Below are 10,957 nucleotides of genomic sequence, written 5' to 3' on the forward strand. Positions count from 1 at the left end.
GTAGATTTTAAACCTGCTGTTCTGGTAATAATTCCGAAAAATATGCTTTGAAAAAAACAAGCGGTTCATCCGAATTGGCGGCACAAAGAAAAATCCAGTCATAGGGATTTCCGGCATAAAGATTTTCATAGCCGCAATCATAAAGACAGGCATCAGTTTCCTCAATATATGTTTTTGTCTGATCTTCTTTTGACAAGCTCATGCAGCTGTCATTTTTAGATGAGAGCTTTATATTGGCCCAGAAGCGATAAAAATCAAGAAGTATTATCATTTTTCGTATCGAGTCATATGACCTTGATGTTGAAATCTTTTCTTCTGACAAAAGGTCTGATATAATCTTTTTGGTAGGAAAATTATTTCTTACAATGTATGGGATATAATCTGCCTTTTGTGTTCCCTCTGAGGTTGTAAGCAAATGTCTTAACAAAGCTGATATTTTTGTATAATTATTGTTAGACATCAATTCTTTTATATATTCATATTGAGATAAGTCATAATTATCGTATATCGAATCAAAAATGATTTCCCTTACGATAAGACCACAGTCTTTATAATCTTCAGGGCGGATTTCCTCATAAATAGAGGAAGTTTTACTGCTGTTTTTATAATGATCTTTAGCAGACTGATATCTGCTCACCATTCTCTTGAGTTTATCGACTTTAGGCTTAGAACGGGCAGGGAGTATTATCTCATCGGCAAGTTTTTTTAATGTTTTGCCTGCAGTTTTATTCCATGCTTTAAAATTTTCTCTGTTTGCAATCAAAAAAGGTATAAGTTCATCGATTGAGTTCATGGATTTGATGCGTTTTTGTATAAATCGGGTATAATTGCCCTCATAGTTTGTACCGGCAGGTGCATCAGCGTCGTTTACGATATTTATTATTTCAAGTGCTTCTTTGTAAGAAAGCCCATTAGAAAAAGCAAAATAAAAAACAGCTTCCTCAATGGTGTGGCAGTTAAAAGCTCTGTCGTAATAAACATGCTGGAAAAACCATATGGTTTCTTCGGTGTTTAGATTAATGGCAAAACAGATTTCATATATCCTTTTACGGCTGCCTGCCTCGACCTTAGGGCGGTGCGAGCCATCAATCCATGAATAAACCGTTTCTTTTTCGACAGTTGCATTAATGGCTTTAAGTCTGGAAAAAAGATAAGACGCCATAGCGGATTTATCCTCCGGATCTATATCAATGCCTTTTCTTTTGAAAGTATCAGCGATTCCTATGTTAAAGGCTCTGAACGAATCCTTATCCTTTAAAAATGAAATTGCACTGTCATCATCGTCAAAACAATCTATATCATCTTTTGAATATTTAGAAATGCTTTGTTCGTTAAATTTTGTATAGTTTATGTTTTTTGTGTTATCCATAACAGACCTCGTATATTATAAAATTACCTTGTGCAAGTGAACAAGCTCTCCCAGCGTTGCGAATTTATGATATTATATAATAAAGTTTGTGGGGATGTAAAGAATTAGTATTACAAAGTCGGTTGTATTTTGTGGTATGCTTATATGTGTTTTTTGATGGTTGTTTATGATTGATTTTTGAGGGAGTGAGTTTATGGCGGATAACAGGATTGCATTAGATAATGGCAGCGTGCTTGCCTTAACAGACGAAAAAATGATAGGTATAGTGTCAGAGATTGGCAGAGGGGCGAACTGTGTGGTTTATAATGCAGTTTATCATGACAGTATCGGAGTAAAGCATTATATAAGATTGAAAGAATGCTATCCGGCATATATGATGATAGAGAGAAAGAAGGATAACAGCCTTGAGCTGTGTGGAGATGGTGAGGTTGAATTTGAAAGGGCAAAGCAGGAATTTGTTGAAGCATACAGAAAAAATGTTTTTGTAAAGCAGACATTGGGACTTGTAAATTCAACAGTAAATCCGGCTGAGATCATAAATGCCAATAATACGGTTTATATACTTATGACTTTGGATGAAGGCTGCGATTATGGCAAATATAAAGATCAGACATTAGAGGAGTGTATCACACATATAAAGAGTCTTGCCAAAGTGATACAAAAATATCATACAGCGGGATATCTGCATCTTGACATAAAACCCGAAAATATGTTTATACTTCCGGAAAGCAGTGAGCATATTCTGTTGTTTGATTTTGATTCCGTGGCAAGGGCAGATGAAATAAGTTCAGGAGAAAAGGCAGGTCTTTCATTTTCAAAAGGTTTTTCGGCACCGGAACAGATAAAAGGGGAAATTAAAAAAATAGGATTTCATACAGATATATTTTCGATAGGGGCAGTATTGTTTTTTAAGCTGTTTAACAGAAAAGCAGAGCTTGATGACTGCAGAATATCGAGTACATATGATTATGACAATATGTGTTATAAGAGTGAAAAGTACCAGCCAAAGCTATACAGGGAATTAAGTGTATTCTTTAAAAAGACAATATCAACCTCGACAATACCAAGATGGCAGACGGTAGAGCCTGTTATAGAAAAACTTGATGAGCTTATCAGTCTTTCAAATCCGGATGGTGTATATCTCAAAGACAGTTTCTTGTATAATTCAGGCTGCTTTGTTGGAAGAAAGACGGAAATTATGACAATAGATGATATATTGTCAGCAAACCAGCTTGTGTTTTTATCAGGAATAGGTGGGATAGGAAAAACGGAGCTTGCAAAAAAATACGCCGACAAATATCGTGAAAAGTACAATACGATAACTTTTGCGATTTATGAAAAAGATATAAAAACACTCGTAAATAATGAGATAATGATAAACAATTTAGAGCAGGATGAAAAAGAAACGGATGAAGAATATTTTAAAAGAAAGTTAAAGATACTTGAAAAGACAGCAAAAGAAGATGACCTTATCATAATAGATAATTTTGATGTGGAGTATGATGAGAAATTGGAAAGTCTTTTTAGATGTCCGGCGAAATTTATCATAACAACAAGGATGGATTTCAGGGATTATAATTATAAGCAGATAAATGTTGACAAAATGGCTGATATAGAAGAACTGCTGGAGCTTTTTTATTCATACAACGATGAAGAATACTCTGAAACAGATGAAAAATACATTGAAAAACTGATCGAATATACAGACAGACACACAATGACAGTTGAACTCATAGCAAAATATCTCAGAACTACATTGGAAAAACCTGAAAAGCTGTATAATAAATTTCTTGAAAAAGAGGGAACATCAAATACAGGACAATCAGGAATAAAGCAGCGAAAAGACAGAAAACTCAGGATTGAAAGCGTAAATAACCATATCAGTACTTTGTTTGATATATCAGGGCTTAACAATGATGAAAAAGAAATCATGAGCAGCTTGTCACTTTTTGCAGGAATCCGTATTTTGCAGGAGGAATATGAGAAAATATATGGCACGGATACAGCAGACCTATATTTACGGAAACTTATTAAAAGCGGATGGATAGAATACAATGAAAAAAACAAAAAAATATCATTGCATCAGGTGATACAGGATGTGGTTTATAAAAATCTTGTGCCATGTGCCGAAAAGTGTCCAAACATAGTTGCGGGAATGATATGCTATGCTGTAAAGAAACCGGAAAATCATTCAGAAAAACTGATACGCCGTAAAATTTTAAAAATATTTATGGAAAGGCTTTCTGGAGAAAATATAAGTTATGCAAGACTTTGTCTGGCATATGGAAAGGATATGCAGCTTGACAAGGCACTTGAAATATGCAAAAAAAATGAGAGCAGTGAAGCGTATGATATCATACAGAAAATTTACAGAAAGAAGATAAATAATGCTTTGGTAAATGGTATGGCAGGCAGCAGTGATAAAAATACGGTATTAAACAGATTAAAAGAAATAAAAAATATGATGGAGCAGGTAATCCGTTATTGTGGAAAATATAGAGAAACTGTGTTAAATACGGATGAATTATTATCCTATAAAAAAGATGACAGTTATGCAAATGCTCATGAAACAATAAACAGTGATATAAATAAGTATATTGCAAAAGAATACATTGCTGCTGCGAGTGAAATACAGAAAGACTTAGAACAAAATATGTATGTGTTCCTGATAGATAAGCCGGATAAAGATAATGCAAGAATCTGTGAATTGGATGAGATTTATGACACTATTGAATGGATGTATAGAGAAGCGGTTGAGGCAATACCAAAAACAGCTTATGAAATATCTCAAAAAGAGGAGTTATATAAGAAAATATTTGACTTCTATTCAGAGGGAGATTTTATGGCTGTATATAGAAATAAGTATTATGCAGATATGGACAAGGCATATAAGTATCAGAAAATACTTTCAGAGCTTAGAAAAAATGAAACTGTTGATACTTCAGATATGAGCATAACGGATGAAAACGGTACGACAAAATTGTGGTTTGACGATATAAGCTGTACGGAATATGCCGGAAAACTTGAAGAAGAGGGAAAGTATACAGAGGCAGAAGTATATTATAAAAAGGCATATGAAAATGGCGAAGAAATGTATGAAACTGCCATGAAGAACATAGCTGCCATGTATGAAAAAACAGGAGAATATGAAAAGGCTGCGCAGGAATATAAGAGTGTGCTTGATAAAGATAAAAAACGCATGAGTAAAGAAACGGACTGCTTGATAGGTTATTCGTGTGACATATGTTTAAAACTCGTAAAATTGTATATCAAACAGGATAGATATTCAGAAGCAGAAAAATATATAAAAGAGCTTATATCATATGAAAGAAAGGATGCGGAAGAATATGATGAATATGATTTAAATTATATGATAGCGGCATTTTATACATTATATAAAATAGAACAAAAAATTGACGGTGAGCATAAGAAAAATATAGATATACCAAAACAGCAGACTATTATAAAAACAGGTAACGCAGATGTAAATGCAGCAGAAAGGTTATGGAAAGAGTGTCTGATATATTATGATATGCTTGGAGAAAATAAAATAGAGTCGGAAATATTCGACTTTATATATGAGTATGTCAGAAAAGAAAATGCTGCGTATGAAAATCTCGTTAAAATTGCAGACAGAATAGAAAACTGGCAAAATGAGGAATTTAAAGAAAAATTGATAAACAGTATGATAGCAAAATACAAAAAAGAAAAACTGTTTGCAAAGCATCATATTGTGTTATTGATAAAATTATCAGAAACACTGATAGAATATGATGATAATGGCACCAATATAAGAAGTGCGATGAACTGTCTGGATAATGCAAAAAAAATATGCCGGCAAAACAAAATAACTGATGAATACATACTTGGTATTCTTATCATGGCTGAGATAAAAATAAGAACAGTCATTGATATAGACATAGAAAGCAGTGATTATGATAAAAATTATGCAAAAATAAATGAATTAAGAAAAAGGTGCGATTACATGGCGGTTGCAAAATATCGTATCAAATATGAAGAAAACAAAACAGAAGAACAGATACAGATATGGGAGGAGGCAGCAGATGGCTATGATATGGCGGAAAAATATATCAGTGAGCAAAAATGTCTAAAACAGCTTTATAAAATAATGAATGAAATGTGTGAAAAAGGAGAAATAAAAAAGACAGATGCAAAATATATGAATCTGCTTGAAAAAATGATCAATGTACATATAGCGCAGATGGTACAAGAGGAAAATGATATAAAAAAGATAAAAATGAACACATTTAATGATACGCAGACATCAGAAAATAAGATTTCAGAAAAAAGTATCAGTTCTGACGAATATAAAATGTATGCAGAAAAATATTATGATATTGCACTAAAAAGCTATGAAGCTGAAGATAAAACAAAGGCATGGAAAAAAATAAATGAGATAAAAAAGGCAGGAGATTTATTTAGAAACTTGAGAGAAACAAAAAAGGCGATGGAAATATATATAAATGCAATATATTTAGCTTTTGAAAACGAAAAAGAGGCAAAAAACAGTAAGATTAAAGGAAGGATAACTGACATAATAATAACTCTTAAGAATGAACTTTCAGGGTGTATAACAAATTGTCGGGCTGGGAAAAAGGAGGTGTCAGATGCAAATAAAAATGAGCATGAAAGGCAGGAGAACATCGAAAGAGTTGAAGAAGAAAGCCGTGAACTGATAAAAAAGATAACTGATGAATATGAATACAAAAAGATAGAATTTAAAAATAACAGATAGGTATCTTAATGCAATAATAATATAAAAGACTAAGAAAAATCCCCCGTGGAATCACTATTACAAAATGCGACAGGCTGTTTGTTAGCATATGAGCATAAAGTGATTCAGGGGGATTTTCAATGAGATACAGTAAAAGTTACAGAGTGCTCAGGCTATACACATGGCTTGAACAAAAAAAGCAGATAAGCCTTTCAGGGACAGCAGTGGATTTTGGAATAGACGAAAGGACGGTGCAAAGAGATATAGCTGATATAAGGGCATTTTTGGATGATCTGAATTTAGAAACAGAGATAAAAAGAAGCATCAGCTACAACAGGGAAAAAGACAGTTATGTCATGGAGCTGGAGTAGATATATGACATGAGATGAGATACGGGAGGTGGAAAAAAACTGAAAAAATCATACAGCGACATATAGTGTCGTCTGCGAAGTATATAATTAACATGAAATAACAAACAGGAGGAAAAAATTATGAAGATTAAAAAGATTTTATGTTTCTTATTGGCAGCAGTATTGCTGGTGGAAAGTGGTGAAGGTCTGGCGTGCAAAAAGGCAGAGGCGGCAATAAACTACACCGGAGATTATTCAAAGACTAAGAAAACAAAAAGTTATGGTGTGATATGCAAAGAAATGTTTGGTGTCATATTGAAAAAACAGAATGCGTACAAAGGAAAATTACATCTTTCCAAAGCAAATGAGTATCCGGGCGGTCAGTATGAGGACAGGGTTGTCGGTGACATAAATGTAACAATTTATAAAGTTGGAAAAAACAGCTACGAAGGAAAGAAAGGAAAGATGAAAGTTAAAGTTAAGGTTTACAAGAATAAGATTGTGATAAAGCAGAAAGGTTATTCAAGTGACTTATATACAGATATGTCGGGTACATATAAGAAAAAGTAATATGAATAGAGTAAGGACTCATTCATATTTGCGCATGGCATGAAGTGTATCGTTGATTATATTTAAATCACGGTCAGGGCATTGTTTTAAAAGGTTGATGGTATTGTGAAGAAGTCTTGAATCTTCTTTGGTGTCAAAAACAATATCATCAAAGGACATGCCGAGAGCAGTCATTACTTTTATAAGTAAAGGAACTGACGGGAGACGATGCTCTGACTCGATATGTTTAAGATGAGTGACAGAAATACCAAGTTTTTCTGACAGATCTTCCTGAGTTATATTAGCTTTTAGGCGGGCACTTCGTATTGCGTTACCAAGACATCCTTTTTCCATAGGGCAAATCTCCTTTAGCGTGAAATAAAATTATGTGTATATGTTAGTATATGTAATAAATAAAGCAAAAAGACATTATTTAATGTATATACAATAATGATATAACGGAAAAAGCTGATTTGCGATTAGCTTAAAGAGATAAAAAAAGCCCTTAAAAGTATATTAGCAATGAATCATATAATGGTGAGAGATAGTAAAGATAAATTTTTGAAAAGAAATAGAGATGGTTTTACAGCTATCATATCAATCGTGATATTATATATGTTTCTTGAAAATATTGGTATTACATGTCCAATAAAATTTATAACGGGTATATCATGTGCAGGCTGTGGAATGTCAAGGGCATGGCTGGCTTTGCTGCATTTTGATTTAAAAAAAGCAATATATTATCATCCGTTATTCTGGCTGCCGCCGGTAGTGGTGTTAAGTCTGTTGCTGAAAAAAAATAATGCAAAGTTATTTAAAATTATTTTGTGTTTATCCGCAATGTTATTTTTGAGTGTATATGTATGCCGATTGATTGATATGAAAGAGAGTATAGTTGTATTTAAACCGGAAGATAATATAGTATTTCGCATTATCAGATATATCTGATATTTAGTGTAAGTATTGCGAAACTAAGATTACGCTGTGAATTTTTTGTAACATATACGATATCAACACAAGGCACGCTCTTGCTGCCCGACACTCGTAGCGGTACATAAAGGTGTAAAAGATACACCTTAAGTACCGACGGTGTCAGAAGAACTTTGCTTATGATATGTAAAGTTGCAAAAAAAATGTGGTCTGTCTGGAGTTTTGCAATTAACTATGATAAATAGTAGATTGAAAGGAGAAAACAAATGTTTTGTAAGAATTGTGGAAAGGAAATTAATGAGGGAACTAAGTTCTGTCCAAATTGCGGTCAGGAATGTTCGGCAATGGCTGATGTGACAAAAGCGGCAAATGATATGTTCAATGCAACAGAAAAACAGATAGCAAGTGCTGTTGATGAGGTTCGCCAAAGCTTTAATGGAGAAAACGGAAACATAACACCAAATGGAAGGGAAAAGTTAAAGGATGACAGGGGATTGGCATCATACATAATACTTAGCATTATAACCTGTGGCATATATTCTTATTATTTTCTCTATAAGTTAGCACATGATGTAAATATAGCATGTGAAAATGACAAACAGACTACACCCGGATTGGCAGCATTTATTATTTTGTCATTTGTGACCTGTGGAATTTATGCATGTTATTGGTATTATAAACTTGGAAACAGACTTGCAGCAAACGCTTCATACTATGGTATGAATTTTCAGGAAAACGGAACAACTGTATTGATGTGGTTTATATTTGGAATGTTATTATGTGGAATCGGGCCATTTATAGGAATGCATATTTTGATCAAAAACAGCAATAAATTATGTAATGCATATAACAGAAAGTACGGCTTGAACTAATTGTATTGAAGAAACATATTTAAAGAAAAAGTGTATTTAGATCTGACAAAGGCAATCATCGGATAAGCGGTGATTGCCTTATTAAATCATTGAGAGAACGAAATGGAGGAAACAGCATATGAAAAAGATCAGTGTCATATTAGTTTTATGTATAATATCCGGAATGCTTTCAGGGTGTGTTATAAGTGATGTTAAAGATAAGATTGTCAGTGTGGTTCAATCAAAAAATGGTTTGACAGAAAAGGATGATACATCTGAAAGCAACGATATATCAGATTTTTCAAAAGATGAAAAAATATATTCGTTAGGGGACACGGTTAAAATATCTGATTACATGGCAAATCTGGAATATACATTAACAGATTTTGGAAGTGCTATTGGAGATGATGGGACGAAAGCAATATATTTTAAATATTATATTGAAAATACAGGTGGAGATGAGGAATATGTAGGTCCTGTTGATTTTACGATTTATGTTGATGATTCAGCTATAAATAAAGATTATTTTTTGAGAATGAGTGGCTTAGAAAGTTCAGAATCAGCAGATATTGCTGCCGGTAAAAATACAGAAGGTATATTTTATATAGAAAAGGATATTGATACGATATCAAAGCTTGAAGTAAGAGTTCGTGATGAAGCGACATATTTATTAGTAGATGCAGGTAAACAAAATGATGGAAGTACAGAAGAATATACAGGCGACGGTTCACAGAGCAATGATAGTAACAATGACAGCAGCATAAATGACAGGAGTGATAATGATGAAAGTGATGAAGTTCCTGATTTGTCAGCAGAAGAAGAATATGATGAACATGATGATTATATCCTCGATTCAAGTGACTCAAGATATATAACAAAATCAGAAATATCATGGATGTCAAAAAAGGAGCTAAGACTTGCGAGAAATGAAATATTTGCACGACATGGTTATATATTTAATTCAAGAGATTTAAGAGATTATTTTAGTGACAAAAACTGGTATGAACCATCAATAAGTTCATCAGATTGGAGTGACAGCTTTTTGAACAAATATGAGAAGAAAAACATTGCTTTGATAAAGAAGTATGAGTAAGGATTGAAGGAGTTAGTTACATATATTTTTTAAGAATTTGAACTTGACAGTTCTCTGTTAGAGATGTATTATATCTCGTATAAGGCTGGGATTCATGTCTGATGATATTGATTTATTAGAAGAATAGTTGCAAAAGAGATTGCTAGATAGAATAATTAGGAAAGTGAGGAAAGATATTATGGGATTGTTTAATTTTGGGAATACACCTGATTGGGTAAGTAAAAATGAATCAGATGGAGAAACTTTTTATGGCTACAATGATGGTGAAGGAAGAACTAATTGGTATGATAAAAGAGGAACTTTGGATTCAAGCACTGATACACCGTCTGATGATGATTGTGACGATTATTTGCGAAGGTATTAATACAACGAATAGTTAATAAATTGACTATTTTGAATTTTGAGCAAAATACATTAAAATTTTTTATAATCATGATTTTCAGCCTTAAGTATGTATTACGAGAAGTCTTTTTAACTCGACATTTAAGACCAATCCATATTTAGAGCGAGCAATAATGACTGAGATAACAAGGGTATCCAAAGAAAGTATTTTTTCAGATCTTAATAACCTTGTTGTAGTTACAACTACATCTAATTTATATGAAACAGTATTTGGTTTCACTGAGGAGGAAGTATTTAATGCTCTTGATGAATTTAAACTTTCTGATAAAAAAGGTGATGTAAAGGCATGGTATGATGGATTTACTTTTGGAACTAAAAAAGATATATATAATCCTTAGTCTATAATAAATTATCTTAAATTTAAGAAATTTACGGCTTATTGGGCAGAATCAAGTTCAAATGGACTTATAAATAATCTTGTTCAAAAAGGAAGTCCGTATATAAAAAAGATGCTGGAAATGCTTATTAGCGGAAAAAACATAAAAGTCATGATTGATGAGCAGATAGTATTTTCAGAACTTGATTATTCAGAGGATGCGGTATGGAGTCTTATGCTTGCAAGCGGATACCTTAAAGTTATATCAGCAAAGGAACTGAACATGATAAAGGAAAGTGCCAATGAGTATGAACCGGCTCTTACAAACAGAGAAATACTGTTTATGTTTAGGAAAATGATAC

The 10,957-nt window shown here is 33.0% G+C and carries 10 protein-coding genes and 1 pseudogene; 9 read left to right on the forward strand and 2 right to left on the reverse strand.

Features of this window, described 5'->3' with window-relative positions; all coding sequences use genetic code 11:
- Positions 1-7: 7 nt before the first annotated feature.
- Complete coding sequence (locus tag DWZ63_RS14525; RefSeq protein WP_118500264.1) at positions 8-1,369, reverse strand: hypothetical protein; 1,362 nt, start codon at positions 1,367-1,369, stop codon at positions 8-10.
- A gap of 193 nt (positions 1,370-1,562) precedes the next feature.
- On the opposite strand from DWZ63_RS14525, the gene DWZ63_RS14530 reads away from it, so the two are divergent.
- The 3 genes from DWZ63_RS14530 to DWZ63_RS14540 all read left to right on the forward strand — a co-directional run bounded on the left by DWZ63_RS14530 (position 1,563) and on the right by DWZ63_RS14540 (position 7,024).
- Positions 1,563-6,125 (forward strand): NB-ARC domain-containing protein, encoded by a 4,563-nt coding sequence (locus DWZ63_RS14530; protein ID WP_118500265.1) that lies wholly within the window; start codon positions 1,563-1,565, stop codon positions 6,123-6,125.
- A gap of 119 nt (positions 6,126-6,244) precedes the next feature.
- Entirely contained in the window at positions 6,245-6,475 is a 231-nt protein-coding gene (locus tag DWZ63_RS14535) for an HTH domain-containing protein (protein WP_055943228.1), read from the forward strand.
- A 120-nt stretch (positions 6,476-6,595) separates the two neighbouring features.
- Positions 6,596-7,024 (forward strand): hypothetical protein, encoded by a 429-nt coding sequence (locus DWZ63_RS14540; RefSeq protein ID WP_118500266.1) that lies wholly within the window; start codon positions 6,596-6,598, stop codon positions 7,022-7,024.
- A gap of 18 nt (positions 7,025-7,042) precedes the next feature.
- Here the strand turns inward: DWZ63_RS14540 and DWZ63_RS14545 are convergent, their stop codons facing one another.
- On the reverse strand, positions 7,043-7,357 hold the full coding sequence (locus DWZ63_RS14545; RefSeq protein ID WP_055943221.1) for a helix-turn-helix transcriptional regulator: 315 nt from the start codon (positions 7,355-7,357) through the stop codon (positions 7,043-7,045).
- Between the two features lie 207 nt (positions 7,358-7,564).
- Between DWZ63_RS14545 and DWZ63_RS14550 the strand changes: the two genes are divergently transcribed.
- The 6 genes and pseudogenes from DWZ63_RS14550 to DWZ63_RS16260 all read left to right on the forward strand — a co-directional run.
- The gene (locus DWZ63_RS14550; protein WP_243020666.1) at positions 7,565-7,951 is read left to right on the forward strand and encodes a DUF2752 domain-containing protein; all 387 of its coding nucleotides are present in this window, start codon (positions 7,565-7,567) and stop codon (positions 7,949-7,951) included.
- Positions 7,952-8,199: 248 nt separating this feature from the next.
- On the forward strand, positions 8,200-8,805 hold the full coding sequence (locus DWZ63_RS14555) for a DUF4234 domain-containing protein (protein WP_118500267.1): 606 nt from the start codon (positions 8,200-8,202) through the stop codon (positions 8,803-8,805).
- A gap of 118 nt (positions 8,806-8,923) precedes the next feature.
- A complete protein-coding gene (locus tag DWZ63_RS14560) occupies positions 8,924-9,877 on the forward strand; it encodes a YARHG domain-containing protein (protein ID WP_118500268.1) in 954 nt (317 codons plus the stop codon).
- A gap of 178 nt (positions 9,878-10,055) precedes the next feature.
- Complete coding sequence (locus DWZ63_RS14565) at positions 10,056-10,241, forward strand: hypothetical protein (protein ID WP_118500269.1); 186 nt, start codon at positions 10,056-10,058, stop codon at positions 10,239-10,241.
- A gap of 91 nt (positions 10,242-10,332) precedes the next feature.
- On the forward strand, positions 10,333-10,617 hold the full coding sequence (locus tag DWZ63_RS16255) for an AAA family ATPase (protein ID WP_347474880.1): 285 nt from the start codon (positions 10,333-10,335) through the stop codon (positions 10,615-10,617).
- 120 nt (positions 10,618-10,737) lie between these two features.
- Positions 10,738-10,957 (forward strand): annotated as a pseudogene (locus DWZ63_RS16260) (hypothetical protein); the annotation flags it as partial.

Source organism: Clostridium sp. AF34-13 (genome assembly GCF_003477845.1).
Taxonomy (GTDB): domain Bacteria; phylum Bacillota; class Clostridia; order Lachnospirales; family Lachnospiraceae; genus Butyribacter; species Butyribacter intestini.

Bases quoted from the DNA above. Each gene is read 5' to 3' on its own strand.
- DWZ63_RS14545 (WP_055943221.1), bottom strand. From the start codon at position 7,357: ATGGAAAAAGGATGTCTTGGTAACGCAATACGAAGTGCCCGCCTAAAA.
- DWZ63_RS14525 (WP_118500264.1), bottom strand. From the start codon at position 1,369: ATGGATAACACAAAAAACATAAACTATACAAAATTTAACGAACAAAGC.
- DWZ63_RS14530 (WP_118500265.1), top strand. From the start codon at position 1,563: ATGGCGGATAACAGGATTGCATTAGATAATGGCAGCGTGCTTGCCTTA.
- DWZ63_RS14565 (WP_118500269.1), top strand. From the start codon at position 10,056: ATGGGATTGTTTAATTTTGGGAATACACCTGATTGGGTAAGTAAAAAT.
- DWZ63_RS14535 (WP_055943228.1), top strand. From the start codon at position 6,245: ATGAGATACAGTAAAAGTTACAGAGTGCTCAGGCTATACACATGGCTT.
- DWZ63_RS14555 (WP_118500267.1), top strand. From the start codon at position 8,200: ATGTTTTGTAAGAATTGTGGAAAGGAAATTAATGAGGGAACTAAGTTC.
- DWZ63_RS14560 (WP_118500268.1), top strand. From the start codon at position 8,924: ATGAAAAAGATCAGTGTCATATTAGTTTTATGTATAATATCCGGAATG.
- DWZ63_RS14540 (WP_118500266.1), top strand. From the start codon at position 6,596: ATGAAGATTAAAAAGATTTTATGTTTCTTATTGGCAGCAGTATTGCTG.